21 protein-coding genes are annotated in these 25505 nt (G+C 72.0%); 13 read left to right on the forward strand and 8 right to left on the reverse strand.

All coding sequences use genetic code 11. The features are described from left to right. Nucleotides 1–132 precede the first annotated feature (132 nt). The 5 genes from rlmN (at nucleotide 133) to ACYUD3_RS34510 (ending at nucleotide 5983) form a co-directional block, all read left to right on the forward strand. Nucleotides 133–1239, forward strand: coding sequence for a dual-specificity RNA methyltransferase RlmN (gene rlmN / locus ACYUD3_RS34490; protein ID WP_470979014.1), 1107 nt, complete (start codon nucleotides 133–135; stop codon nucleotides 1237–1239). A gap of 128 nt (nucleotides 1240–1367) precedes the next feature. Then, a complete protein-coding gene (locus ACYUD3_RS34495; protein ID WP_470979237.1) occupies nucleotides 1368–2444 on the forward strand; it encodes a thiamine ABC transporter substrate-binding protein in 1077 nt (358 codons plus the stop codon). After that, nucleotides 2420–4075: an ABC transporter permease gene (locus ACYUD3_RS34500; RefSeq protein ID WP_470979017.1), complete on the forward strand. Its 1656-nt coding sequence runs from the start codon at nucleotides 2420–2422 to the stop codon at nucleotides 4073–4075. Before ACYUD3_RS34495 ends, ACYUD3_RS34500 begins: the two co-directional genes overlap by 25 nt. Next, complete coding sequence (locus ACYUD3_RS34505) at nucleotides 4076–5092, forward strand: ABC transporter ATP-binding protein (protein ID WP_470979020.1); 1017 nt, start codon at nucleotides 4076–4078, stop codon at nucleotides 5090–5092. Nucleotides 5093–5191: 99 nt separating this feature from the next. Further along, the gene (locus ACYUD3_RS34510; RefSeq protein ID WP_470979023.1) at nucleotides 5192–5983 is read left to right on the forward strand and encodes a maleylpyruvate isomerase N-terminal domain-containing protein; all 792 of its coding nucleotides are present in this window, start codon (nucleotides 5192–5194) and stop codon (nucleotides 5981–5983) included. 39 nt (nucleotides 5984–6022) lie between these two features. On the opposite strand, the gene ACYUD3_RS34515 is transcribed toward ACYUD3_RS34510, so the two are convergent. The 6 genes from ACYUD3_RS34515 to ACYUD3_RS34540 all read right to left on the reverse strand — a co-directional run bounded on the left by ACYUD3_RS34515 (nucleotide 6023) and on the right by ACYUD3_RS34540 (nucleotide 11655). After that, on the reverse strand, nucleotides 6023–6730 hold the full coding sequence (locus ACYUD3_RS34515; protein ID WP_470979026.1) for an LAETG motif-containing sortase-dependent surface protein: 708 nt from the start codon (nucleotides 6728–6730) through the stop codon (nucleotides 6023–6025). Between the two features lie 191 nt (nucleotides 6731–6921). Then, nucleotides 6922–7341 (reverse strand): VOC family protein, encoded by a 420-nt coding sequence (locus ACYUD3_RS34520; RefSeq protein WP_470979029.1) that lies wholly within the window; start codon nucleotides 7339–7341, stop codon nucleotides 6922–6924. A 107-nt stretch (nucleotides 7342–7448) separates the two neighbouring features. Next, on the reverse strand, nucleotides 7449–8897 hold the full coding sequence (locus ACYUD3_RS34525) for a hypothetical protein (RefSeq protein WP_470979031.1): 1449 nt from the start codon (nucleotides 8895–8897) through the stop codon (nucleotides 7449–7451). Then, nucleotides 8879–9619 (reverse strand): ABC transporter ATP-binding protein, encoded by a 741-nt coding sequence (locus tag ACYUD3_RS34530; RefSeq protein ID WP_470979033.1) that lies wholly within the window; start codon nucleotides 9617–9619, stop codon nucleotides 8879–8881. The genes ACYUD3_RS34525 and ACYUD3_RS34530 overlap by 19 nt, the downstream gene beginning before the upstream one ends. A gap of 189 nt (nucleotides 9620–9808) precedes the next feature. Next, nucleotides 9809–11170 carry an aspartate aminotransferase family protein gene (locus ACYUD3_RS34535; RefSeq protein WP_470979036.1) on the reverse strand — a complete coding sequence of 454 codons (1362 nt, stop codon included), beginning with the start codon at nucleotides 11168–11170 and terminating at the stop codon, nucleotides 9809–9811. After that, a complete protein-coding gene (locus tag ACYUD3_RS34540) occupies nucleotides 11167–11655 on the reverse strand; it encodes an Lrp/AsnC family transcriptional regulator (RefSeq protein WP_470979039.1) in 489 nt (162 codons plus the stop codon). Before ACYUD3_RS34540 ends, ACYUD3_RS34535 begins: the two co-directional genes overlap by 4 nt. 184 nt (nucleotides 11656–11839) lie before the next feature. Between ACYUD3_RS34540 and ACYUD3_RS34545 the strand changes: the two genes are divergently transcribed. Continuing rightward, nucleotides 11840–13279, forward strand: coding sequence for a gamma-aminobutyraldehyde dehydrogenase (locus ACYUD3_RS34545; protein ID WP_470979042.1), 1440 nt, complete (start codon nucleotides 11840–11842; stop codon nucleotides 13277–13279). Continuing rightward, on the forward strand, nucleotides 13280–14464 hold the full coding sequence (locus ACYUD3_RS34550; RefSeq protein ID WP_470979045.1) for a polyamine ABC transporter substrate-binding protein: 1185 nt from the start codon (nucleotides 13280–13282) through the stop codon (nucleotides 14462–14464). It begins immediately after the preceding gene. Nucleotides 14465–14479: 15 nt separating this feature from the next. Here the strand turns inward: ACYUD3_RS34550 and fahA are convergent, their stop codons facing one another. Beyond that, nucleotides 14480–15655 carry a fumarylacetoacetase gene (gene fahA / locus ACYUD3_RS34555; RefSeq protein WP_470979048.1) on the reverse strand — a complete coding sequence of 392 codons (1176 nt, stop codon included), beginning with the start codon at nucleotides 15653–15655 and terminating at the stop codon, nucleotides 14480–14482. 192 nt (nucleotides 15656–15847) lie between these two features. Between fahA and ACYUD3_RS34560 the strand changes: the two genes are divergently transcribed. The 6 genes from ACYUD3_RS34560 (at nucleotide 15848) to ACYUD3_RS34585 (ending at nucleotide 24481) form a co-directional block, all read left to right on the forward strand. Beyond that, entirely contained in the window at nucleotides 15848–17041 is a 1194-nt protein-coding gene (locus tag ACYUD3_RS34560; protein ID WP_470979050.1) for a sensor histidine kinase, read from the forward strand. Further along, nucleotides 17038–17727: a response regulator gene (locus tag ACYUD3_RS34565; RefSeq protein ID WP_470979052.1), complete on the forward strand. Its 690-nt coding sequence runs from the start codon at nucleotides 17038–17040 to the stop codon at nucleotides 17725–17727. The genes ACYUD3_RS34560 and ACYUD3_RS34565 overlap by 4 nt, the downstream gene beginning before the upstream one ends. 85 nt (nucleotides 17728–17812) lie before the next feature. After that, complete coding sequence (locus tag ACYUD3_RS34570; RefSeq protein WP_470979055.1) at nucleotides 17813–18733, forward strand: SGNH/GDSL hydrolase family protein; 921 nt, start codon at nucleotides 17813–17815, stop codon at nucleotides 18731–18733. A 239-nt stretch (nucleotides 18734–18972) separates the two neighbouring features. Further along, entirely contained in the window at nucleotides 18973–21252 is a 2280-nt protein-coding gene (locus tag ACYUD3_RS34575) for an MMPL family transporter (RefSeq protein ID WP_470979058.1), read from the forward strand. Nucleotides 21253–21344: 92 nt separating this feature from the next. After that, nucleotides 21345–22076 (forward strand): response regulator transcription factor, encoded by a 732-nt coding sequence (locus tag ACYUD3_RS34580; protein WP_470979061.1) that lies wholly within the window; start codon nucleotides 21345–21347, stop codon nucleotides 22074–22076. 713 nt (nucleotides 22077–22789) lie between these two features. Next, nucleotides 22790–24481 carry an RNA polymerase sigma factor gene (locus ACYUD3_RS34585; protein ID WP_470979064.1) on the forward strand — a complete coding sequence of 564 codons (1692 nt, stop codon included), beginning with the start codon at nucleotides 22790–22792 and terminating at the stop codon, nucleotides 24479–24481. A 41-nt stretch (nucleotides 24482–24522) separates the two neighbouring features. Here the strand turns inward: ACYUD3_RS34585 and ACYUD3_RS34590 are convergent, their stop codons facing one another. Next, on the reverse strand, nucleotides 24523–25206 hold the full coding sequence (locus ACYUD3_RS34590; RefSeq protein WP_470979067.1) for a glycerophosphodiester phosphodiesterase: 684 nt from the start codon (nucleotides 25204–25206) through the stop codon (nucleotides 24523–24525). Between the last annotated feature and the right edge of the window lie 299 nt (nucleotides 25207–25505).

Consider the following 25505-nt stretch of genomic DNA (forward strand, 5'->3'; position numbering starts at 1 on the left):
GTCCTTGCGGGTTTCGAACTCCATCGCATCCCCTGAGCTGGGGTGTTGCGACGACCACTAGAACGGAAGCCCGGGCGGGGGCTTTTCACGTCGGCGCGGGCATCGTCGTGCATCTGCGACACTGGACGGGTTATGCCTAAGCCCGGAGAACTCACTTTCATCGCCCCCCGCGGAGCCAAGAAGCCGCCGCGGCATCTCGCCGACCTCTCGCCCGCCGAGCGGAAGGAAGCGGTCGCGGAGATCGGTGAGAAGCCGTTCCGGGCCAAGCAGCTGTCGCAGCACTACTTCGCGCGGTACGCGCACGACCCCGAGCAGTGGACGGACATCCCGGCGGGCTCGCGCGGCCGGCTCCAGGAGGCGCTGCTGCCGGAGCTGATGACCGTCGTCCGGCATCTCTCCACCGACCAGGGCACGACCCGCAAGACGCTGTGGCGGCTGTTCGACGGGACGCTCGTCGAGTCGGTGCTGATGCGCTACCCGGACCGGGTCACCATGTGCATCAGCTCGCAGGCCGGCTGCGGGATGAACTGCCCGTTCTGCGCGACCGGGCAGGCGGGCCTCGACCGCAACCTGTCGACCGCCGAGATCGTGCACCAGATCGTCGACGGCATGCGCGCCCTGCGCGACGGCGAGGTGCCCGGCGGGCCCGCGCGGCTGTCCAACATCGTCTTCATGGGCATGGGCGAACCCCTCGCCAACTACAAGCGGGTCGTCGGCTCCATCCGCGCGCTGACCGACCCCAACCCCGACGGCCTCGGTCTCTCGCAGCGCGGGATCACCGTCTCGACCGTCGGACTCGTCCCCGCGATCCACCGGTTTGCCGACGAGGGCTTCAAGTGCCGGCTCGCGATCTCCCTGCACGCCCCGGACGACGAACTGCGCGACACCCTCGTCCCCGTCAACACCCGCTGGAAGGTCCGCGAGGTCCTCGACGCCGGGTTCGGGTACGCGGAGCGCTCCGGGCGGCGGCTGTCCATCGAGTACGCGCTGATCCGGGACATCAACGACCAGCGCTGGCGCGGGGACCGGCTCGGGCGGCTGCTCAAGGGGCGGCCCGTGCACGTCAACCTCATCCCGCTGAACCCGACGCCCGGCTCGAAGTGGACCGCGTCGCGGCCCGAGGACGAGAAGGCGTTCGTCGAGGCGATCGCGGCGCACGGGGTGCCGGTGACCGTCCGGGACACCCGCGGGCAGGAGATCGACGGGGCGTGTGGACAGCTCGCCGCCACCGAGCGGTAACCTGAGCCCGTACGGCTGTACGTACATCTGCATATCCGACAGGGGAGCGCATCAGCGCTGAGAGTGCGGCGAACGGGCCGCAGACCCTCTGAACCTCGCCCAGGTCATTCTGGGTAGGAAGTTCGGTCATCATCGTGAAGAAGTATTTCGCTGTTGTCGTAGGACTGGGTCTGATCTCGCTGTCCGCGTGCGGATCGTCCGACAGTCAGACCTCCTCCGGCAGCTCCAAGACGGTCACCCTCGTCAGCCACAGCTCCTGGGCCGTCTCCAAATCCGTCCTCGCCGACTTCGAGAAGACCTCCGGCTACAAGGTCAAGGTCCTCACCGACGGCGACGCGGGCCAGGCCGTCAACAAGGCGATCCTCACCAAGGACAACCCCCAGGGTGACGTCTTCTTCGGCGTCGACAACACCCTCCTCTCCCGCGCCCTCGACAACGGTCTGTTCCAGCCGTACGAGGCGAAGGGTCTGGCCGGTGTCGATGCCAAGTACCAGCTCGACGCGGCGAAGCACCGGGTTACGCCCATCGACTACGGCGACATCTGCGTCAACTACGACAAGAAGTACTTCGCCGACCACAAGCTGACCCCGCCCGCGTCCTACGCCGACCTGGCCAAGCCGGAGTACAAGAACCTCCTGGTCACCGAGAACGCGTCGACCTCCTCGCCGGGGCTGGGCTTTCTGCTCGGTACGGCTGCTCAGTACGGGGACGACGGCTGGCAGGGGTACTGGAAGAAGCTCAAGGCGAACGGCGTGAAGGTCGTCGACGGCTGGGAGCAGGCGTACAACGAGGAGTTCTCGGGGTCCGCGAGCGGCAAGAAGGCGGGCGGGGACCGGCCGTTGGTGGTGTCGTACGCGTCCTCGCCGCCGGCCGAGGTGATCTACGCCGATCCCAAGCCGGCGTCGGCGCCGACCGGGGTGGCCGCTGGGACCTGTTTCCGGCAGATCGAGTTCGCAGGGCTGTTGAGCAACGCGAGGAACACCGCCGGGGGCAAGGCGCTGATCGACTTCCTGATCGGCAAGGAGTTCCAGCAGGACATGCCGCTGAACATGTTCGTGTACCCGGTGCTGACCGGGGCCGCGGTGCCCGCGGAGTTCACCGAGTACGGGCCCGCGGCGAAGGACCCGGAGACGATGGCTCCGGCGAAGATCGCCGCGGATCGCGACAAGTGGGTCAAGGCGTGGAACGCGCTCGTACTCAAGTAGCGACGCGCGCCCAACTGGCCGCGCAGCTCGGGCTGTTGGCGGTGCCGCTGGCCTTCTTCGGCGTCTTCTTCGCCTACCCCGTCGCCGCGATCCTGCTGCGCGGGCTGCACGACGGCGGGACCTGGCATCTGGGCCGGCTCCGGGACGTCGTCGCGCAGCCCGACATCCGGCACGTGCTGTGGTTCACGACCTGGCAGGCGCTCGCGTCCACCGCGCTGACCCTGGCGGTCGCGCTGCCGGGCGCGTACGTCTTCGCGCGGCTCGACTTCCCCGGGAAGCGGGTGCTGCGGGCGGTCGTGACCGTGCCGTTCGTGCTGCCGACGGTCGTGGTCGGGACGGCGTTCCTGGCGCTGGTCGGCCGGGGCGGGCTGACGGACGAGCTGTGGGGGCTGCGGCTGGACACCACCGTGTGGGCGATCCTGCTGGCGCACGTCTTCTTCAACTACGCCGTGGTCGTGCGCACCGTCGGCGGGCTGTGGGGGCAGCTCGACCCCCGGCAGGAGGAAGCCGCGCGGATGCTGGGGGCGTCGCGGCTGCGGGCGTTCCGTACGGTCACGCTGCCCGCGCTCGGGCCCGCCGTCGCCGCCGCCGCGCTGATGGTGTTCCTGTTCACGTTCACCTCCTTCGGGGTGGTGCAGATCCTCGGCGGGCCCACCTTCTCCACGCTGGAGGTGGAGATCTACCGGCAGACCTCCGAGATCTTCGACCTGCCGACGGCGGCTGTCCTCACGCTGGTCCAATTCGCGGCGGTGGGAGCTGTGCTGGCGGTGCACGCGTGGACGGTGCGGCGCAGGGAGGCGGCGCTGAAGCTGGTCTCCCCGGTGCCGCGCCGGCCGCACGGGGCCGGTCAATGGGCTTTGCTGGGCGGGGTGTTGGCGAGTGTGGCGGTGCTGATCCTGCTGCCGCTCGCGGTGCTGGTCCAACGGTCGTTCGGGGGAACGGACTTCGCGTACTACCGGGCGCTGACGTCGGATACGTCGAACGTGTTCCTGGTGCCGCCGATCGAGGCGGTCGGCAACTCGCTGGAGTACGCCGTCGTCGCGACGCTCATCGCGGTGGCGGTCGGGGGGCTCGCCGCCGCCGCGCTGGCCCGGCGGGACGCGGGGCGGCTGGTGCGGGGGTTCGACGCGCTGCTGATGCTGCCGCTCGGGGTGTCGGCGGTGACCGTCGGCTTCGGGTTCCTGATCGCGCTCGACAAACCCCCGCTGGAGCTGCGCAGTTCATGGATCCTGGTGCCGCTGGCGCAGGCGCTGGTGGGGGTGCCGTTCGTGGTGCGGACGATGCTGCCGGTGCTGCGGGCGGTGGACCAGCGGCTGCGGGAGGCGGCGGCGGTGCTCGGGGCGTCGCCGTGGCGGGTGTGGCGGGAGGTCGATCTCCCGTTGGTGCGGCGGGCGTTGCTCGTCGCGGCCGGGTTCGCGTTCGCCGTGTCGCTCGGGGAGTTCGGGGCGACCGTGTTCATCGCGCGGCCGGAGAATCCGACGCTGCCGGTCGCCGTGGCCCGGCTGCTGGGGCGGGCCGGGGAGCTCAACTACGGGCAGGCGATGGCCCTTTCGACGATCCTGATGCTGGTGTGCGCGGCTTCCCTGCTGGTGCTGGAGCGGCTGCGGGCCGAGGGGAGCGGGGAGTTCTAGATGCTGGCGCTCGAGGGTGCGACGGTCCGCTTCGGCGGCCGGGCCGTGCTGGACGGGGTGGATCTGGCGGTCGCCGGGCACGAGGTGGTGTGTGTGCTCGGGCCCAGCGGGAGCGGGAAGTCGACGCTGCTGCGGGTGGTCGCCGGGCTCCAACCCCTCGACGCGGGGCGGGTGTTGCTCGACGGGCGGGATCAGGCCGGGGTCGCGGTGCACCGGCGTGAGGTCGGGCTGATGTTCCAGGACCATCAGCTGTTCCCGCAGAAGGACGTCGCCGGGAACGTGGCGTTCGGGCTGCGGATGCACGGGGTGGCGCGGGACGAACAGGCGTCCAGAGTAGGGGAGTTGCTGGAGCTGGTGGGGCTGCCGGGCGCGCAGCGGCGGGCCGTTGGTTCGCTGTCCGGGGGCGAGCAGCAACGCGTCGCGCTGGCACGGGCGTTGGCTCCCCGGCCCCGGGTGCTGATGCTCGACGAGCCGATGGGGCAGCTCGACCGCTCGCTGCGGGAGCGGCTCGTGGTCGAACTGCGGGAGCTGTTCGGGCGGTTGGGGACGACCGTGCTCGCCGTCACGCACGACCAGGGGGAGGCGTTCGCGCTCGCCGACCGGGTGGTCGTGATGCGGGAGGGGCGGATAGCCCAGTCCGGTACGCCACTTGAGGTGTGGCAGCGGCCCGCCGACGCGTTCGTCGCGCGGTTCCTCGGCTTCGACAACGTCGTCCGGGCGAGCGTCGAGGGGGAGACCGCGCTCACCCCGTGGGGCAAGGTGCCGGTGCCCGCCGGGTCGGCGCAGGGCGAGCGGGACGTGCTGGTGCGGCCGGCCGGGGTGCGGCTGGGGGAGGGGGTGCGGTGCGCCGTCGTGGGCAGGACGTTCAAGGGGACGCATGTCGCGGTGCAGCTGGAGCCGGCGGACGGGGGGCCGCGGCTGGAGGCGGCGGTCGCGCTGCGGGCGGCGCCTGAAGTGGGGGCGTCGGTGGGGGTGGGGTTCGAGGCGGAGGACGTGGTCGTACTGGGCTCGGAGTGAGGCGTCGGCTGCTTGAGGTGTCCGCCCCCTGCTGCTTGAGATACCCGGCGTCCGTCGCTTGAGGTGCTTGCCACCCGTGCCGCCCGTATCGTGAGAAGCGTGACGCTTCTCCCGTACGAGCGGTACTGCTCCGAAATCGGGCTCCGGGTCGGGGAGTTGAGGGAGCTGGTGGGCTCCGGCGCCGATCTGGACGTCCCCGTGCCGACCTGTCCCGGCTGGTCGCTCGGTGATCTGCTGCGGCATGTCGGGGGTGCGCTGCGGTGGGTCGAGGCGCTGGTGCGGGCGCGGGCCCAGGAGTATCCGCCGGCCGGCGCGGACGAGCGGCTGCTGGAGGACATCGGGGTCGTCGAGGCGCTGCTGGCGGCCGGGCCCGGGGTGCGGGTGTGGTCGTGGGCCGGGCGGCGGGACACCGGGTTCTGGGCGCGGCGGATGGCGGCCGAGGTGACCGTGCACGGCGCGGACGCGGCCTTCGCGGCGGGGCGGCCGTACGCGGTGGCGGCGGAGGTGGCCGCCGATGTCGTCGACGAGTGGCTGGACATCGTCGTGTGGGTGCAGCGGAACATGCCGCATCCGGCGGCGCGGGAGCTGTACGGGGAGCGGGTGCGGTCGGTGCGGCTGGTGACGCCCGAGGCCGAGTGGCTGGTGGGGTGGGGGCCCGGCGGGGTGGAGTGGCGGCGCGGGGGCGCGGACGCGGTGCTGTGCGCGGCGCCGGACGGCGTGCCCTGCGCGGCGGCCGTGCACCACGAGAGCGCGGACGTCGTCCTGCGCGGGCCGCTCACCGACGTGATGCTCGCCTTCTACCGCCGGCTGCCCCTGGACTCGCCCGGCCTCCGGATCTCCGGCGATCGGGCGGTGCTGGAGTACTGGCTGGAGCGGGCGCGGATGGGGTGAGCCGCCGGTGTCCGGCGGCTCACCCCTGCCGGCCGGGGGTCAGCGGTTGCTGCTGCCCCGGCGGCGCATACCGAAGAAGATGGCTCCGCCGCCTACGACGACCAGGGCCGCCGCGACGCCGGCGATGAGGCCGGTGTTGGAGTTGGCGCCGGTCTCGGCGAGGTGGGAGTCACCGACGGCCGGGGTCGGGGCGTTGCCGGTGACCGGGGTCGCGGAGTCGCTGCCGGAGGGCGCGGGGGTGGGCGTCTGCTCCGGGGCCGACTCGGAGGGGGCCGGGGACGGGGAGTCCTCCGCCGGCGCCGAGGGGGTCGGGGAGGGGCTCTCCTCCTCGGTCTTGCAGGCCTTCGACGGGGTCGTCAGGTTGGGGCTGATGTCCTCGTCGACCAGGACGCGGCTGCCCTGGGCGGCCTTCACGTGGACGCGGTAGACCGCGCCCGGCTGCCAGTCCTCGGAGAACTTCACGGTGACGCCCTCACGGGTGCCGGTCACCTGCTGCGTGTCGCCGACCTTGCGGACGTCGGCGTTGTTGTTCTCCAGGAAGACACTGATCTCGGCCGGGGTGCCGGAGGCGTCCTTGTCGACGACCGTGATGACACCCTGGTCGCCTTCGCATCCTGCGGCGGCCGAGAACTCACTGATGTTGCAGGCGAGAGCGCTGCCGGAAACGCTGACGACGATGGCCGCCGAAGCGGCGGCGACACCGAGGAGACGCGCCGTACGGGCGGTGGTGCGGCGGGATATGGACACTTTTGTCCTTACGGGAAGCGCAACTGCGGGGGGTTTTCGGGGAGTTGGGCGCCCCGGAGAGGGGAGCACCAAGGACCCCGTGAGGCTCACAGGTCTATAAGTGCGCCATAAGGAGTGTCAATGCGCGCATCCCATATGACCGTTGGCTTTGCCCGCTTATTAACCGGCCGCGTGTTTCAGGGAGTTGGGGGTCAGCCCTGGACCGCCGCCGGGTCCATCCAGACGATCTCCCACGTGTGGCCGTCCAGGTCGTCGAAGGCCCTGCCGTACATGAAGCCCATGTCCTGCGGGTCCCTCGGTTCCGTCGCGCCCAGGCTCAGCGCGCGGTCGACCAGTTCGTCGACCTTCTCCCGGCTTTCCGCGCTCAGCGCGACCAGGACCTCGCTGGTCTTCGTCGCGTCCGCGATCTGCTTCTTCGTGAAGGTCGCGTAGAACTCCTTCTTCAGGAGCATCGCGACGATCGTGTCGCTGATCACCACCGATGCCGCGTTGTCGTCGCTGAACTGGGCGTTCAGGGGGTAGCCCAGCTCCGTGAAGAACTTCTTCGTGGCGTCCAGATCGGCCACCGGGAGGTTCACGAAGATCATCTGCTGGTAGGGGGTGGCGGTCATGGGTGCTCCTTGGGTGTCGGGCTCGGTGTGTTCGGTGGGTAGACCTCGGGGGGTTCGCGGACTCATCGGCCCAGCGGGGATTTTTTCGTACAGGTTTTCCGGTCGGCTCAGTGGCTGAGGGGGAGGGTCGCCAGTTGGGCCACCAGCAGGGTCAGGGGGGTGAAGACCGCCGCCAGGGCCGCGCCGCGCAGTGCCGCCGCGCTGCGGAGGGTCGTCGCGGGGGCGCCCAGGCGGATCAGCGCCGCCGTCGTGTCCGCGCGGGACTGTCTCGCCTCCACCGCCGCCATCATGAGGGTGCCGATCGCGCAGCCGGTGACCAGGAGGGCGCCCAGGACGGAGAGGGGGCCTGAGGTCTTGTCGCCGCCGAGGGCCGTCATCGCGTAGACGCCGGAGGCCACCGCGCAGAGGATGCCCAGGGGGCGGCCGATCCGGGCGGACTCCTCCATCAGGCCCCGGCCCGCGAGGAGCCGTAGCGCACCCGGGCGGACGGCTTGGAGGAGGCGGCCGCAGAAGTGGGTGAGCCCGGGGCCGGCGAAGGCGAGGCCCACCGCGGTGAGGGTCCAGCCGAGGAGCACGGCGGCGGGGCCGGTGGGGAGGCCCGCGGGGAGGGTGAGGAGGGCTGAGGAGGGGGTGGTGCGGGCGGCGTAGGACTCGATCGCCAGTCCTGCGGCGAGGAGGGCGGCGCCCCAGGGGAGGGCGGTGGCGGAAGGGGGTTGGGGGTGCGAGTCGGTGGGGGCTGGGGCGGCGGGTGGCTCGGGACGCGTGGTCTGGTGCCGGCCGGTGGGGGCTGAGCTGGGCGGGGTTTCGCTTGCCCGCGCTTGCGGGGTGCCGTCTCTCTTTGGGTCGGTCGCCGCCCTTGCGGCACGAATGCCCGCAGGCTGGATGGGGTCCGGGTCGGCGGCGTCGCTGTCCGCAGACTGCGCCGGCTTCTCCTCCGGCTTCGCCTCCCGCCGCGCCCCGAACCTCCCGTACGACCCGAACGTCTCCCGCCCCCGCCCCCTCCCGAATCCCCCCAGCATCCGCGTCGCCCGCCCCGCCCCCCGCGTCTCCCTCGGGTGCAGCATCCACGCCACCGCCGCCGACGTCGTCACCGGGATCAGCGCCAGCAGTGTCAGCGCCGCCGGTAGCGGCAGAGGTTGCCCTGCTGCCAGGAAGTCCGATGCCGCCCCCGCCAGCGGGACGCCCGTCACGTCCCCCCGCAGGTGCAGGAACACCAGCAGTGCCAGACCCGAACCCGCCAGCGTCGACAGGGCCGTCGTCAGCGTCGAGATCGCCATCAGTTTCGCCGGGCCCAGGCCGATCGCCGAGAGGCCGGGGCGGGGGCGGGTCGACGGGTCGGTGCGGGCCACCGACATCGAGAAGTACGTCGTCGCCGCCAGCGGGATCGCGCACCAGGCCAGCCGCAGGGCCGAGTCCGCCGTGGAGTCGGGGTGGCTCAGTGCGTGGCCCAGGGTGGAGAGGAGGAGGAAGCCCGTGCCGGTCGCCGCCGCCGTCACCGCGAAGCGGCGTGCGTGGACCGCCGGGTGGGCGGCTCGGGTCAGGCGGAGAGCGAGCACGCGGGGCGGCCTTCCGAGTCGGCGGGCGGGGGGAGGTGGACGGTCTTCACCTGGCGGCCGTCCAGCAGGGTGACCGTGCGGTCCGCGAGCGCCGCCGTGTCCTGGTCGTGGGTCGCGAGGATCACCGTGATGCCGTGGGAGCGGGCCGCTGTCGTCAGGGTGCGCAGGACGTGCGCCCGGTCCGCGCGGTGCAGGGGGGCCGTCGGCTCGTCCGCGAAGAGGATCGACGGGGCGGGGGCCAACGCCCGGGTGATGCACACCCGTTGGCGTTCGGCCTGGGTCAGTTCCCGCGGGTTCTTCTTGGCCTTGTCGCCGACGTCGAGGCGGTCCAGCCACTCCAGGGCCGCCGCCTTCGCCCGGCGCCGGCTCGTGCCGCGCAGCATCAGGGGCAGGGCCGCGTTCTCCCAGACGTTCAGCTCGGGGACGAGCACCGGCGCCGGGTCGATCCAGGAGAAGCGGTCGCGGCGCAGCCGTTCGCGGGCCGTCGGGCCCATCGTGTGGACGGGGACGCTGTTGAACCAGACCTCGCCGCGCTGGGCGGGGACGAGGCCGGAGAGACAGTGCAGCAGGGTCGTCTTGCCGCTGCCGCGCGGGCCGCCCACGGCGAGGATCTCGCCCTCGCGCACCCCCATCGAGATACCGCCCAGGCCCGAGGAGCCGTCGCGGTGGGTGAAGTGGAGGGAACGTGCCCAGAGCACGTCGTTGTCCGGCGGGGCCTCCATGGGCGTACACCTTCGTTCTGATCCGTGATTCCCGTGCCGTTCGCTTCCCCCGAATTCCCCCGACCGGGGGAACGAAGGCAGGGGCTGTCGGTCACTGCACGCTAGGCAGCAATTCCACGGGGGCGGACGGCACACGGCCCCGGAGCGCCGATTCTCACTCGAACGGGCGGCTGCCGGGGCCGTCGTAGATCAGATTTTTGTCCATGCCTCCGTCAACGTCGTGCGCAGGATCGCCTCGATCTCGTCGAAGGTCTCCTGGGTGGAGATCAGCGGCGGGGCCAGCTGGACCACCGGGTCGCCGCGGTCGTCGGCGCGGCAGTACAGGCCGTTGTCGAAGAGGGCCTTGGAGAGGAAGCCGTAGATGATGTGCTCGGACTCCTCGGGGGTGAAGGTCTCCTTCGTGGCCTTGTCCTTGACCAGTTCGATGCCGTAGAAGAAGCCGCTGCCGCGGACGTCGCCGACGATCGGGAGGTCGTGCAGCTTCTCCAGGGTGGTGCGGAACGCCGCCTCGTTGTCGAGGACGTGCTGGTTGAGGCCCTCGCGCTCGAAGATGTCGAGGTTCGCCAGCGCGACCGCCGCGGAGACCGGGTGGCCGCCGAAGGTGTAGCCGTGCAGGAAGGCGTTGGAGCCCTGGTAGAAGGGCTCGGCGATGCGGTCGGAGATGACGCAGGCGCCGATCGGGGAGTAGCCGGACGTCATGCCCTTGGCGCAGGTGATCATGTCGGGGACGTAGCCGAACTTCTCGCAGCCGAACATCGTGCCGAGCCGGCCGAACGCGCAGATCACCTCGTCCGAGACGAGCAGCACGTCGTACTGGTCGCAGATCTCGCGCACCCGCTGGAAGTAGCCGGGCGGCGGCGGGAAGCAGCCGCCCGCGTTCTGGACCGGCTCCAGGAAGACGGCGGCGACGGTGTCGGCGCCCTCGAACAGGATCTGCTGCTCGATCTGGTCGGCGGCCCAGCGGCCGAACGCCTCCGGGTCGTCGCCGTGGATCGGGGCGCGGTAGAGGTTGGTGTTGGCGACCTTGTGCGCGCCGGGCACCAGCGGCTCGTAGGGGGCCTTCAGGCCCGGCAGGCCGGTGATGGACAGGGCGCCCTGGGTGGTGCCGTGGTAGGCGACGTGCCGGGAGATCACCTTGTGCTTGGTGGGCTTGCCGGTCAGCTTGAAGTACTGCTTGGCCAGCTTCCACGCCGTCTCGACGGCCTCGCCGCCGCCGGTCGTGAAGAACACCTTGTTCAGATCGCCGGGCGCGTGGTGCGCGATCCGCTCGGCCAGCTCGATCGCCTTGGGGTGCGCGTACGACCACACCGGGAAGAACGCCAGCTCCTGGGCCTGCTTCGCGGCGGTCTCGGCGAGTTCGGCGCGGCCGTGCCCGGCCTGGACGACGAAGAGGCCGGCGAGCCCGTCGATATAGCGGCGGCCCTCGCTGTCGTAGATGTCCGTGCCCTGGCCCCGCACGATCGTCGGCACGGGGGCGTGCTCGTACGACGACATGCGGGTGAAGTGCATCCACAGGTGGTCGTAGGCGGTGCGGCTGAGGTCCTTCGTCATCGGGTTCCCCACATGTAGGTCTGCTTCTTGAGCTTCAGGTAGACGAAGCTCTCGGTGGAGCGCACACCGGGGACGGCCCGGATGCGGCGGTTGATGACCTCCAGGAGGTGATCGTCGTCCTCGCAGACGATCTCCACCATCAGGTCGAAGGAGCCCGCGGTCATCACCACGTACTCGCACTCGGACATGGCCGCGATCGCGTCCGCGACGGCGTCGACGTCGCCTTCGACGTGCACCCCGACCATCGCCTGCCGGCGGAAGCCCACCGTCAGCGGGTCGGTGACCGCGACGATCTGCATCACGCCCTGGTCGAGCAGCTTCTGCACCCGCTGGCGCACGGCCGCCTCGGAGAGGCCGACGGCCTTGCCGATCGCCGCGTAGGGGCGGCGGCCGTCCTCCTGGAGCTGCTCGATGATCGCGAGGCTGACGGCGTCGAGGTGCCGGTCCTGCTTGTCGGGGGTCTTGTCGGTGCTTCGGTTGGCCACGCGCTTCACTGTGCATGACGTCTCATCCGTTTCGCAAGGCGTGGGCGATGAAATCCGTTGTTTACGCGCTCTTAGTCTGCGGATTTCGTAATCGGCTTAGGGTGCGGGGGTGTCGAAGATCCGATCACCCGACTAGGGTGGGTATCTCAGCAAGTGGACACCTGATGACCTTGGAGGAGTAGCCGTGAGCAGCGAGCCGCGCCGTCTGCGCAACTACATCGGCGGGGAGTTCAAGGACGCCGCCGACGGACGGACCACCGAGGTGGTCAACCCCGCGACCGGCGAGCCCTACGCGAGCGCCCCGCTGTCCGGGCAGGCGGACGTCGACGCCGCGATGGCCGCCGCCGCCGAGGCCTTCCCCGGCTGGCGCGACACCACCCCGGCCGACCGCCAGAAGGCCCTGCTGAAGATCGCCGACGCCTTCGAGGAGCGCGCCGAGGACCTGATCGCGGCGGAGGTCGAGAACACGGGCAAGCCGATCGGCCTGACCCGCACCGAAGAAGTGCCGCCCATGGTCGACCAGATCCGCTTCTTCGCGGGCGCGGCCCGGATGCTGGAGGGCCGTTCGGCCGGCGAGTACATGGAGGGCATGACGTCCTTCGTGCGCCGTGAGCCGGTCGGCGTCTGCGCGCAGGTCGCGCCCTGGAACTACCCGATGATGATGGCCGTGTGGAAGTTCGCCCCCGCGCTCGCGGCCGGCAACACCGTCGTCCTCAAGCCCTCCGACACCACCCCCGCCTCCACGGTCCTGATGGCCGAGATCATGGGCGCGATCCTGCCCAAGGGCGTCTTCAACGTCGTCTGCGGCGACCGCGACACCGGCCGCGCGATGATCGAGCACCCCATCCCGGCGATGGCGTCCATCACCGGCTCCGTCCGCGCCGGTATGCAGGTCGCCGAGTCCGCCGCGAAGGACCTCAAGCGCGTCCACCTCGAACTCGGCGGCAAGGCCCCGGTCGTCGTCTTCGAGGACACCGACCTGGCCAAGGCCGTCGAGGACATCTCGGTGGCCGGCTTCTTCAACGCGGGCCAGGACTGTACGGCCGCCACCCGCGTCCTGGTCCAGGAGAGCATCCACGACGAGTTCGTCACCGCCCTCGCCAAGGCCGCCGCCGACATCAAGACCGGCCGGCCCGACGACGAGGACGTCCTGTACGGGCCGCTGAACAACCCGGGCCAGCTCAAGCAGGTCAGCGGGTTCATCGAGCGGCTACCCGCGCACGCCAAGGTCGAGGCCGGCGGCCACCGGGTCGGCGAGCAGGGCTACTTCTACGCCCCGACCGTCGTCTCCGGGCTCAAGCAGGACGACGAGATCATCCAGAACGAGGTCTTCGGGCCCGTCATCACCGTCCAGTCCTTCACCGACGAGGACCAGGCCGTCGAGTGGGCCAACGGCGTCGACTACGCCCTCGCCTCCTCGGTGTGGACCAAGGACCACTCCCGCGCCATGCGGATGTCCAAGCGCCTCGACTTCGGCTGCGTGTGGATCAACGCCCACATCCCGCTGGTCGCCGAGATGCCGCACGGCGGCTTCAAGAAGTCCGGCTACGGCAAGGACCTCTCCGCCTACGGCTTCGACGACTACACGCGCGTCAAGCACGTGATGACCTCACTGGACGCGTAGTTGACGACCGACCACCGCGACGGGCGAGCCCGGCTCGCCCGCCGTTCACTGCTGCTGGGCACCCTGGCCACCACGCTGGCCGGGTGCGGGGTCAAGGCCGCGTACGTCGATCCCGGCGCCCGCGCCGCCGCCGACCGCTCCGCCGGGGAGCGGCGGCTGGAGTTCGCCAACTGGCCGCTCTACATCGACACCGACGACCACGACGCGACGAAGCGGCCGACGCTCGCCGCCTTCACCCGCGCGAGCGGGATATCCGTCGACTACGTCGAGGAGATCAACGACAACGACGAGTTCTTCGGGAAGATCAGCCCCGCGCTGATGAACCACCAGTCCACCGGCCGCGACCTCATCGTCATGAGCGACTGGATGTGCGCCCGCTTCGTGCGCCTCGGCTGGGTCCAGGAGATGGACCGCGCCCGCCAGCCGCACGTCGCCGCCGACCTGGACCCCCTGCTGCGCGACCCCGCCTTCGACCCCGGCCGCAAGTACACCGTGCCCTGGCAGTCCGGGATCACCGGCATCGCCTACAACCGGCGCAAGCTCGGCCGCGAGATACGGGCGGTGAAGGACCTCTGGGCGGGCGACCTCAAGGGCCGCGTCACCCTGCTCTCCGGGCTCGACGAGGCGTTCGCGCTGCTCATGCAGGGCAACGGCGTCGACGTCACCCGCTGGCAGGCGGCCGACTTCGACCTCGTCTGCGAGCAGGTCGAACGCGAGGTGCGGCGCGGCCAGATCCGCCGCTTCACCGGCAACGACTACACCAAGGACCTGGTCAGCGGCGACGTCCTCGCCTGCCAGGCGTACTCGGGCGACGTCATCCAGCTCCAGGCCGACAACCCCGACATCCGCTTCGTCGTCCCCGAGGAGGGCGCCGAGCTGTGGTCGGACTCGCTGATGATCCCCGACCTCGCCGCGCACAAGGCCAACGCCGAGGCGCTGATCGACTTCTACTACGAGCCGCAGACCGCCGCCGAACTGGCGGCCTGGGTGAACTACGTCTGCCCGGTCCCCGCCGCCCAGGCGGTCCTCGCGGCCTCGAAGGACAAGGACAAGGCCGCCCTCGCGGAGAACCCGCTGATCTTTCCCGACCGGCAGATGCGGGAGCGGCTCGTGATCGCCCGGGACATCACCTCGCGGGAGCGGGTGGGGTACGCGAAGCGGTGGAACGCGATCGTGGGGCTGTAGCCGTAGCCGTAGCCGTCATGGCTTCGGTACGACCCGCCCCCGTGCCTCCCCGAACCCGATCCGCCCCCCGTCCGCCCCCGGTGCCGTCGCCCGCAGGACCACCTCGTCGCCGTCCGCCACGAAGCTCCGCTCGGCGCCCGCCACCGTCAGCGGTTCGGCGCCGCCCCAGGACAGTTCGAGGAAGGAGCCCCGCTGGCCGCGCTCCGGGCCGGAGACCGTGCCGGAGGCGAAGAGGTCGCCGGTGCGGGTCGGGGCGCCGTTCACCGTCAGGTGGGCCAGCATCTGGGCCGGGGACCAGTACATGGTCGAGTACGGCGGCCGGGACACCACCTCGCCGTTCCACTCCACCTCCAGCGCGATGTCCAGACCCCAGGGCCGCTCCAGCGCCAAGTAGGGCAGCACGGCCGGGACCTGGGGCGGGGTGTCGACGCGGGCCGGGGCCAGCGCCGCCAGCGGGACCACCCACGCGGAGACCGTCGACGCGAACGACTTGCCCAGGTTGGGGCCCAGCGGGACGTACTCCCAGGCCTGGATGTCCCGCGCCGACCAGTCGTTGAACAGGACCGCGCCGAACAGGTGCCGCTCCGCCTCCGCCACCGGGATCGGGGTGCCCTGCGCATTGCCCGTGCCGACCACGAAGCCCACCTCGGCCTCGATGTCCAGCCGTTGCGTCGGACCGAACACCGGCGCCGGGTCCTGCGGGCCCTTGCGCTGGCCCGACGGGCGGATCACGTCCGTGCCCGAGACCACCACCGACGCCGCCCGGCCGTGGTAACCGACCGGCAGATGACGCCAGTTGGGCAGCAGCGGCTCCGCCGCGTCGGGGCGGAAGAGACGGCTCGCGTTGGTCGCGTGGTGCTCGGAGGTGTAGAAGTCGACGTAGTCGGCGACCTCGAAGGGGAGATGGAGGGTCACCTCGGAGAGGGCGTGCACCGCCTCCCGCGGGACCTCTTCCGTCAGCGCCGCCGCGATCGCCGACCTGACCTCCGCCCAGCGGTCGTACCCCTGCGCCATGAACGGGTTCAGCGCCGGCTCCGCGAAGACGTCGTCGCCGAGGAGGAGGGCGAGGTCGACGACATGGCCGCCGTAACGGGTGGCGACCCGGGGGGACGTGCCCGGGGTCGAGTACACGCCGTAGGGGAGATTGGCGAGGCCGAAGAGGTCGGTGGGGGAGACGGTCAGGCGGGGCATGCGGGCTCCTGGAGGGGGCGGCGACGGCGGAGTGCGGCCGGCGCGTACGCCGGCGTACCGCAACCGATCTTCGGCCTACCACAGCCGCAGTACAAGAACCGCTCGTGAACGCCTCTCCCGCAGGATGACCTGCGGGTACCCGGGGCGGCATCGTTCACTGCGGAGATCTCACCCGGACCCGGAAGCGAGCAGATGGCCCCCAGCCTGGAGCGGTACTCGGAGCGCTACCCGCGTGCCACGGACACGGTGACGGTCGTGGCGCTGTACGCGTGCGTCGTCTTCGGCGCCTCGCTCACCACCCCCGGCTTCCAGCAGCCCGACACCCGCTGGGTGCCCAAGGTGCTGGCGGTCCTCTCCTGCGCGGCGGTGATGCTGTGCCGCACCCGCCCGCGCTCGATGCTCGCGCTCACCACGGGCTGCACCACGGTCCTCGCCGTGCTCGGCTACCTGCCGAGCCCGCTGCTCATGGCACCGGTGATGGCCGCCCTGTACTGGCTGGCCGCGCTCACCGACTCCCGCACCACCCGGATCTGGGGCCGCGCCACGGCGGCCGTACTCATCCTGACCTGGGTGTTCGCCGACCCCGTCGCCGATCTGTTCCTGCTGAAGACCGTCGGCACCGGGCTGTGGCTGCTGCTGCCCATCGCCGTCGGCAGCCGCTCCCGGCTGCGCCGCGCCTACCTGGAGTCCGTGCAGGCCCGCGCCGCGCACGCGGAACGCACCCGGGAGGAGGAGGCCCGGCTCCGGGTCACCGAGGAGCGGATGCGGATCGCGCGCGAGCTGCACGACGCGGTCGCCCACCACATGGCCGTCGCCAACGCGCAGGCCGGCACCGCCGCCCACCTCGCCGTCTCGCACCCCGAACAGGCCCGCAAGATCCTCGCCGAGCTGGCCGGCACCACCTCCGCCGCCCTCCTCGAACTGCGCGCCACCGTCGGTGTCCTGCGCCGCCCGGACGAACCCGACAGCCTGGAGCCCGCGCCCGGCCTGGAACGGCTGCCCGAGCTGATCGCCGGCTGCCGCTCGGCCGGGCTCGACGTGCACGTCCACACCGAGGGCCTGCCCCGCCCGCTGCTGCCCGGCGTCGACCTCACCGCGTACCGGATCATCCAGGAAGCCCTGACGAACGTCACCAAGCACGGCGACGGGAACGCGGCCGAGGTCCGGCTCGCCTACCAGCGCTCCCGGCTGGTCGTCACGGTCACCAACGAGGGCGGCGGCGCGCAGGAGCGGCCCGGCGGCTTCGGGCTCATCGGGATGCGCGAGCGCGCCCACTCCGTCGGCGGCGACCTGTGCGCGGGCCCCCGCCCCGAAGGCGGCTTCGAGGTCACCACCGCGCTGCCCCTGCACCCCCACCCGCACACCGAGGACGAGGCCCCCGAGTGACCAGCCCAGTGATTCGTGTCCTGCTCGCCGACGACCAGGCCCTCCTGCGCGGCACGTTCCGGCTGCTCATCGACTCCTGCCCGGACCTGGAGGTGGTCGGCGAGGCCGCCAACGGCCAGGAGGCCGTCGAGCTGGCCCGCCGCCACCGCCCCGACGTCGTCCTCATGGACATCCGCATGCCCGGCTCCGACGGGCTCGCCGCGACCGCCGAGATCTGCGCGGACCCGGCCCTCGCCGGGACCCGCGTCCTGGTCCTGACCATGTTCGAGACCGAGGAGTACGTCGCCCACGCGCTGCGCGTCGGCGCCAGCGGCTTCCTCGGCAAGTACGTCACCACCGACGTCCTCCTCTCCGGCATCCGTGTCGTCGCCTCCGGCGAGTCCCTGCTCTCCCCGGGCGCCACCCGCGCCCTCATCACCCGTTTCCTCACCACCCCCGCCGCCGCCGCGAACCTCCTCGCCTCCCCCGACCGGCTCGCCGAACTCACCCCGCGCGAACGCCAGATCACCACCCTGGCCGCCGAGGGCAGGTCCAACGACGAGATCGCCGAGGACCTCACCCTCAGCGTCCTGACCGTCCGCACCCACGTCCACCGCGCCATGACCAAACTCGGCGCCCGCGACCGCGCCCAGCTTGTCGTCATCGCCTACCAGACCGGCCTGGTCCGCCCCGCGGGCCACCGCTGACTACCGCGTCCGCAGTACACGGCCCCCTCCAGATGTCGGCAGCCGCACGACGACGCGGCCCGCCTCCGCCGGGGACCCTGGACCGATGAGGACGATACGGACGACGGGTACGGGGACCAAGCTGGGCATCGCGGGCGCCCTGTCCTGCGCGGCACTGGTGACGGCGGTCGCCGTGGGACGCGGCGACGGGGGCTCCACCGCGCCGGAGACCGGCCCGTACGTCGCCCTCGGCGACTCCTACACCGCCGGCCCGAAGATCCCCGGCCAGGCCGCCGCCCCCGCCGGATGCGAGCGCTCCGACCGCAACTACCCGGCGCTGGTCGCCCGCCAACTCGGCCTGTCCGGAGCCGAGTTCCGCGACATGAGCTGCACGGGCGCGACCACCGCCGACCTCACCGCCGCCCAGAAGACCGACTCCGGCACCAACCCGGCCCAGCTGTCCGCGCTGACCGAGGACACCCGGCTGGTGACCCTCGGCATCGGCGGCAACGACATCGGGTTCAGCTCGATGATCACCACCTGCGTGAAGGCGGGCGTCCGCTACCAGCTGGAGAAACTGCTGGGCGGCACGGACGACTCGCCGTGCCGCGACTCCTACGGCTCCGGCGAGGTCGAGTCCCGCATCGACAAGGCCGGCGGCAAGCTCACCGCCGCGCTGAAGGAGATCCGCCGCCGCTCGCCCGAGGCCCGCGTCCACGTCGTCGGCTACCCCTCGATCCTGCCCGCGAAGGGCGACTGCACCGAGATGGGCCTCGCCCCGGGCGACGTGGGCTTCCTGCGGGAGCAGGAGGAGCGGCTGAACTCCGTGCTGCGGACGGCGGCGAAGGACGCGGGGGCGGCGTACGTCGACACGTACGCGCCGTCCGCCGGGCGGGACGCCTGCTCCGATCCGGGCACGCGCTGGGTCGAACCGCTGCTGCCCAAGGCGCCGGCCGCCCCCGTGCACCCCAACGAGCGGGGCGAGGCGGGGATGGCGCGGGCGGTCCTGGACGGCATTTCCAAGTAAGGGGCCCTTTAAGTAAGGGACGTCATCCCCAGGTAGGGGGGCCTGTGGTCCTCGGGGACCGGTCCCGCTCGTCCCCCGGGAGGAGCAGGCACCCCGCCCGGATACCGCGATCCCGGTACACGGAGGGCCGCTCCTTCCACCGTTTCAGCAGGGCGAAGTGTCCACAGCGGGACGACGACTCGGCAGGGGTCCTGCCGGGAGGCTTGAGCGGTACCCGAGACCCTGACCTGGAGCGCCACGTGGCCACCTTTTTGTACCGACTGGGCCGACTGGCCTTCAGACGACGCTGGTACGTCGCCCTCATATGGGCCGCCGTCCTCGGCTGCGTGGGCGCCGGCGCCCTGAGCGCGTCCGGCACCACCGACGAACAGTTCTCGATGCCCGGCATCGAGTCCCAGAAGGCCTTCGACCTCATGGAGCAGCGCTTCCCGGGGACGACCGCCGACGGCGCGAGCGCGCGGATCGTCTTCGTCGCCCCCGGCGGACAGAAGGTCACCGCGAGCGGCAACAAGAAGACCATCGAGGAGACGGTCACCGCGCTCGCCGACGGCTCCCAGGTCTCGGGCGCCGCCGACCCGTTCAAGGCCGGCACCGTCAGCAAGGACGGCTCCACCGCCTACACGACCGTCAATTACAAGGTCACCGCCACCGACGTCAGCGACGCCAGCCACCGCGCCCTGGAGAAGGCCCTCGGCGCCGCCCGCGACGCCGGGCTGACCGTCGAGGCGGGCGGTACCGCCATGGACAGCGGCGCCGGACCCGGCGGCACCGCCGAGATCGTCGGCATCGCCGTCGCCGCCGTCGTCCTCCTCGTCACCTTCGGCTCCCTCGCCGCCGCCGGGCTGCCGCTGCTCACCGCGCTCATCGGCGTGGCCCTGACCATGCTCACGATCACCCTCCTCGGCAGCGCGCTCGGCCTGTCCAGCAGCACCGGCACGCTCGCGATGATGCTGGGGCTCGCCGTCGGCATCGACTACGCGCTGTTCGTCGTCTCCCGCTACCGCGAGGAGCGGGCGCGGGGGCGGGCGCCGCAGGAGGCGGCGGGGCTCGCCGTCGGCACGGCGGGTTCGGCGGTCGTCTTCGCGGGGCTGACCGTCGTCATCGCGCTCGCCGGTCTGATGGTCGTCGGCATCCCGATGCTCACGAAGATGGGGCTCGCGGCGGCGGGCGCGGTGGTCGTGGCGGTGTTCGTCGCGCTGACCGTCGTCCCCGCGCTGCTCGGGTTCTGGCCGGACGCGGTGCTGCGGCGGGCCGAGCGAAAGGGGGCGCGGGTGCGGCGGGACCGTACGCAGCTGGTGCGCGGGAAGTCCGGGGTGGCCGGGCGCCGTGTGCTCGGCGTGGTCCCGTCCGCCGGGGAGGAGACGGCGCCTTCCGTCAACATGGGCACCCGCTGGGCCCGCTTCGTCCTGCGCCGCCCGCTGCCCGTCCTGATCCTCGGCGTCGTCGGACTCGGCGCGCTCGCGCTGCCCGCGACCGGGCTCCAGCTCGGGATGCCCGGTGACGAGGCGAAGCCGACGTCCACCACCGAGCGGCGGGCCTACGACGCGCTCGCCGAAGGGTTCGGGCCCGGGTTCAACGGGCCGCTGACGATCGTCGTCGACGCGAAGGGCGCGACCGACGCCAAGGCGGCCGTGACGAGGATCAGCGACGAGATCGGCGCGACCGAGGGGATCGTGTCCGTCTCCCCGGCCCGCTTCAACTCCGCCGGTGACACGGCCGTGTTCAGCGCCACACCGGCCACCGCGCCGACCGACGAGAAGACGAAGACGCTGGTCAAGACGGTCCGCGCGGAGCGGCCCGCGATGGAGCGGCAGGCCGGGGCGACCTTCGAGGTGACCGGGACGACCGCGCTGAACATCGACATCGCCGACAAGGTGCAGGGCGCGCTGTTCCCGTACCTGTTCACCATCGTCGGGCTGGCCGTCGTCCTGCTGCTGGTCGTCTTCCGGTCGGTGCTCGTGCCGCTGAAGGCCGCCGCCGGGTTCCTGCTGTCGGTGCTCGCGGCGCTCGGCGCGGTCGTCGTGGTGTTCCAGGAAGGCCACCTGGCGAGCCTGTTCGGGGTCGACCAGACCGGGCCCATCATGAGCCTGATGCCGATCTTCCTGGTCGGGATCGTGTTCGGGCTCGCCATGGACTACGAGGTGTTCCTGGTCTCCCGGATGCGCGAGGGGTACGTCCACGGGGACAGCGCGGCCGAGGCCGTCGTCAGCGGGTTCCGGCACAGCGCCCGGGTGGTGGTGGCCGCCGCGCTCATCATGATCGCCGTGTTCGCCGGGTTCATCGGCGAGAACGACTCGATGATCAAGATGATCGGGTTCGGGCTGGCGGGCGCGGTGCTGCTGGACGCGTTCGTCGTCCGGATGGCGCTCGTGCCGGCCGTGCTCGCGCTGCTCGGGGACAAGGCGTGGTGGCTGCCGGGCTGGCTGGACCGGCGGCTGCCCAAGGTCGACATCGAGGGGGAGTCGCTGCGCAAGGAGGAGCCGGCGGCGCCTGCCGTCCCGGACCTCGCCAGCGTGTAGCTCCCCGGCAGCTGAGGGCCGCCTGTGATCCCACTGGGCGGCCCTCAGGGTTTTCGTGGGGAACTCTCAGCCGGGCGAGGGATGTCGAAGGTATGACAACCGTCCGGGTCCTGATCGTCGACGCCGAGCCCGAGCTGACCGACGTGCTGTCCCTCGCCGTCACCGGGGCGGGCCGGCAGCCCTTCCCGGCGCCCGACGGGCACACCGCGCTGACCCCGGCCCGCGGCTGCGCCCCGCACGCGGTGATCCTCGACGGCATGCTGCCCGACCTCGACGGCCTCCAGGTGCTGCGTTGGCTGCGCCGGCTGCGCTACGAGCACGCCGGCCTGCCCGTGCTGATGCGCACCGCGCGCGACGCCCTCGAACACCGCCTCGACGGCCTCGGCGCGGGCGCCGATGACTACGTCACCAAGCCGTTCTCCCTTGAGGAGGTCATGCTGCGGCTGTGCGGGCTGCTGCGCGGGCTGCTGCGCCGCTCGGGCGCGCGGGCGGCGGCGGCTGACGGGTCCGTGCACGTTCTCGGTGTCCTCGGTGACCTCGGCGTCCTCGGTGACCTCGTCCTCGCCGAGCGCACCCGTGTCGTGCGGCGCGGCGGCGATCCCGTCACGCTCACCGCCAAGGAGTTCGACCTCCTGCGCTTCCTGATGAGCCGGCCCCGGCAGGTCCTCAGCAAGGCCGAGATCCTGGGCCATGTGCGGAACAGCTCGTTCGAGAGCGAGGGCAATCTGGTCGAGGTGTACGTCTACAGCTTGCGCGGCAAGCTCGACAAGGGCCACACCGTGCGGGGCGCGGGCTATGTGATCCGGGCGGCGGGCGGGAGATGAGAACCCTGCGGGCCCGGCTGGTCCTCTTCGTGACCGCCGCGCCGGCTGTGGTCTGCACGGCGACGGTGGTGGCGACCGTCCTGGTCCAACGGGCCCACCTCCAGCACGAGTTGGACGTACGCGTCCGGGACGAGGGAGGTTCGCAGAGCCGCGCCGGGGGCGCGACCGACCTAGGGTTCCTCAACGAGCGCGGGCAGCCCGCCGGGACGGTCGCCGCGCGGCTGACGGACGGGAGGACGGTCGCGGGCATCAACGTGGCCCACGGCGCTGAGTTCCGAGCAACGGGCCGCACTGGACGGCATCACCGCCGACGGCTGCCTGTACACCCGGACCATCCCCGGCCTTGGCACGTACCGTCTGACCGCAGCGCGGGGCGAGGGACCGGCGGTCGTCGCGGGCCTGCCCACGGCCGTCATACGACGCCGGCTCCGGCCGCTCGGACGGGTCGCCGGGGTCGCCATCGCGTCGGCGATCGTGGCGGTGCGATGGGGGGTGGATCGGGGTGGAGAGTGTGCCGGGGCGGACGGAGTTCAGGGTGGAGTTGCCGGGGCCGGGGCCGGGGCCGGGGCCGGGGTTGGGGTTGGGTTCGGGGGCCGGAGTGTCTTTCGGGGCGGTGCTGTGAGAAAAGTGTTATCGCTCTGCCCCTCCCTCCGTCCCCGCCATGTGACCCCCGACATTGCCAACAGCCGCCCCCTGGCTGAAAAGGTGCACGTATGACGACGGACGTGGCGGATCAGGCGGGGCGGCGGCTGCGGGCCGTGATCGCCGCCGCGCAGGGCGGTGACCGCGCGGCGATGGACGAGCTGGTGGCGGGGTGGCTGCCGCTGGTCTACAACATCGTCGGGCGGGCGCTGAACGGGCACGCGGACGTCGACGACGTCGTACAGGAGACCATGCTGAGGGCCGTCGGCAACCTCGGCTCGCTGCGGGAGCCGGACAGCTTCCGGTCCTGGCTGGTCGCGATCACGATGCGGCAGATACGGGAGCGGGCCCGGCGCCGGGCCGCGCCGCAGGAGCTGGACGAGAACGCGGCGCACGGAACCTCGGACTTCGCCGAACTCACCGTCCTGCGGCTCCAGTTGGAGGGCCAGCGGCGTGAAGTCGCCGAGGCCGTGCCTTGGTTGGACGCCGAGGACCGGCAACTCCTTTCCCTGTGGTGGCTGGAGGTGGCCGGCGAGCTGAGCCGGCGCGAGCTGGCCGAGGCGCTCGGCATCAGCAGGCAGCACGCCGCCGTACGCGTCCAGCGGGTCAAGGAACGGCTGGAGGTGTCCCGGGGGATTGTCCGCGCCCTCGACGGGGCGTGCCCCGACTTGCGGGAGCTGACCGCCCGTTGGCCCGGCCGCCCGGACTCCGTGTGGCGCAAGCGGCTGGCCCGGCACATCAGGGGCTGCGCCTACTGCGGCGGGGCCCGCGAACCCGTCGTACCGGCCGAACGCCTGCTGGTGGGGCTCGCGTTGGTGCCCGTCCCGGCCGGGTTCACGCTCTCCCTCGCACTGGGCGGCAAGACGGCCGCCGCGGCCGGCTGGTCCGCGAAACTCGCCGGCGCCCTGACCAAACCGGCGGTCGCGGTGACGGCCGGGGCGACGCTGGTGGCGGGCGGCGCGTACGTCGTCGTAGGCACCCCCGGCGACCCGCAGCCCCGGCACGCGGTGATCGCGCCCACGGTCGAGACGGCCCCGTTGACCACCCCGACCCCGGTCAACTCCCCTTCGCCGAGCGCCAGTTCATCACCTTCCGCTGTTCCCTCGCCGTCCGCTCCGGCGAAGAAGGCGGCGGTGTACGGGAGTGTCGTCGACGCGGCCGACAGCGCGCCCGACCCCAACTCCCCTCCCGGGAGCCTGCCTTACCGGCCCGCCGCCGGGGTCACCAGCAGCGGGGGCGCCAAGGCGGTCATGCAACACCGGGGCGATCACGTCGACTTGAGCGGGCAGGGGTACGTCCTCGTCCGCTGGCAGATCTCACCGAAGTCGCGGCCCGGGGCGCTCGTCATGCCGAGCTGGACCGGGCTCGAAGGCAAGCTCTTCCACGTCGCTTCCGGCGGCGGCCGGCGGATGGACGACGCGCTGCCGGGCGCGCCCGACGGCTACGCGACCGGCATGGGCGGACCCGAGATCGGCTACACGGTGCTGCCCGAAGGGGCCCAGCAGATGTGGCAGAACGAGTACTTCTACCTCGCCGGGTCCGTCACGCTCACCGTCAACGAGCGGGGCGCGGACTACGGGCTGATCGTGTTCCCGTCCACGCGGGAGGCGGTCGTCGAGGACGTGGAGTACGGTCCGCCGGCCGGGGCGATCCGGTACGGGCTGGTGCGGGACACCGGCGGGGATGACACGCCGGTGCCGCAATATGTCAGCAGGGGCAGGCCGGTTGATCCGGCGACGGTGGCGCAGAGGTCGGTCGTATAGAGGGCGCTGCTGAACGGGGGGTCGCTTGCTGTTATTTGCTGCTATTGGCTGCGCAACTCGTGCAGGACGTCGACCCTGTTGGTGGTGATCGAGTCGACGCCGAGGTCGATGAGGCGGCGCAGGGAGCGGCGGGTGTCCGGGGTCCAGACCGAGACGAGGTGGCCCGAGCGGTGGACGCGGTCGGCGAGGGGGCGGTCGACCAGGGAGAAACGGTAGTTGAGCCAGCGCGGCGCGATCGCGGCGAGCAGGGTCGGGCGGACCGGGGCGAGGGAGGTGTGCGTCAGGGCGATCTCCGCGCCCGCGTCGGCCGCGCGCACCGCGAGCATCGCCTGGGCGTCCGCGCAGTAGTAGACCCGCTCCCCGGCCCCGGCCTCCCGTACGACGTCCACGACCCGCCGCGCGGCCCGCTCCTCGCGCATCCCCGGCAGGTCCACCATCACCCGGGCCCCCTCGGTGGCGGCCAGCGCCTCGGCGAGCGTGGGGACTGCGCCCTCCGTGAGCCCGCGCACCTCGGCGGCCGACAGCAGCGCGAGCGGGCGGTCGCGGCCCCACAGCCGGGCCAGCGTCTCGTCGTGCAGCAGGACCGGCACGCCGTCCTTCGTCAGCCGCACATCGATCTCGACCGCGTCGGCGCCTCGGGAGAGGGCGGAGCGCAGGGAGTCGAGGGTGTTCTCGCGGAACCGGTAGGGGTCGCCGCGGTGGGCCACGGCTGTCAGGGTCTGCATGGGGTCATTGTGGTGGGGGTGGGGGGATGGCGCTTGGGGTGGGGGGATGGGGAGGGGTGGGGGAGGGGGTAGGGCGAGGCGGGTTGGGGGTGCCGGGTGCGGGCTGGGGCGCCGGGGTTCTGCGGTTGCGGTTGCGGATGCGGATGCGGCTGTGGCGTTGGCGTCGGGTGAGGTCTGGGGGCGCCGGAGTTTTGCGGCTGCGGCGCCGGGCGGGCTCGGGGGGCGGCGAGTCTGGGGGCCGGGGTGGCCGGGGGCCGGGGTGGCCGGGCGGCCTGGGGCGGCCTGGCGGTTTGACGGCC

This window comes from Streptomyces sp. AMJ-169, from assembly GCF_055597585.1.

Bases quoted from the DNA above. Each gene is read 5' to 3' on its own strand.
- rlmN (WP_470979014.1), top strand. From the start codon at position 133: ATGCCTAAGCCCGGAGAACTCACTTTCATCGCCCCCCGCGGAGCCAAG.
- ACYUD3_RS34590 (WP_470979067.1), bottom strand. From the start codon at position 25,206: ATGCAGACCCTGACAGCCGTGGCCCACCGCGGCGACCCCTACCGGTTC.
- ACYUD3_RS34530 (WP_470979033.1), bottom strand. From the start codon at position 9,619: ATGGAGGCCCCGCCGGACAACGACGTGCTCTGGGCACGTTCCCTCCAC.
- ACYUD3_RS34585 (WP_470979064.1), top strand. From the start codon at position 22,790: ATGACGACGGACGTGGCGGATCAGGCGGGGCGGCGGCTGCGGGCCGTG.
- fahA (WP_470979048.1), bottom strand. From the start codon at position 15,655: ATGCCCCGCCTGACCGTCTCCCCCACCGACCTCTTCGGCCTCGCCAAT.
- ACYUD3_RS34570 (WP_470979055.1), top strand. From the start codon at position 17,813: ATGAGGACGATACGGACGACGGGTACGGGGACCAAGCTGGGCATCGCG.
- ACYUD3_RS34520 (WP_470979029.1), bottom strand. From the start codon at position 7,341: ATGACCGCCACCCCCTACCAGCAGATGATCTTCGTGAACCTCCCGGTG.
- ACYUD3_RS34505 (WP_470979020.1), top strand. From the start codon at position 4,076: ATGCTGGCGCTCGAGGGTGCGACGGTCCGCTTCGGCGGCCGGGCCGTG.
- ACYUD3_RS34535 (WP_470979036.1), bottom strand. From the start codon at position 11,170: ATGACGAAGGACCTCAGCCGCACCGCCTACGACCACCTGTGGATGCAC.
- ACYUD3_RS34560 (WP_470979050.1), top strand. From the start codon at position 15,848: ATGGCCCCCAGCCTGGAGCGGTACTCGGAGCGCTACCCGCGTGCCACG.
- ACYUD3_RS34580 (WP_470979061.1), top strand. From the start codon at position 21,345: ATGACAACCGTCCGGGTCCTGATCGTCGACGCCGAGCCCGAGCTGACC.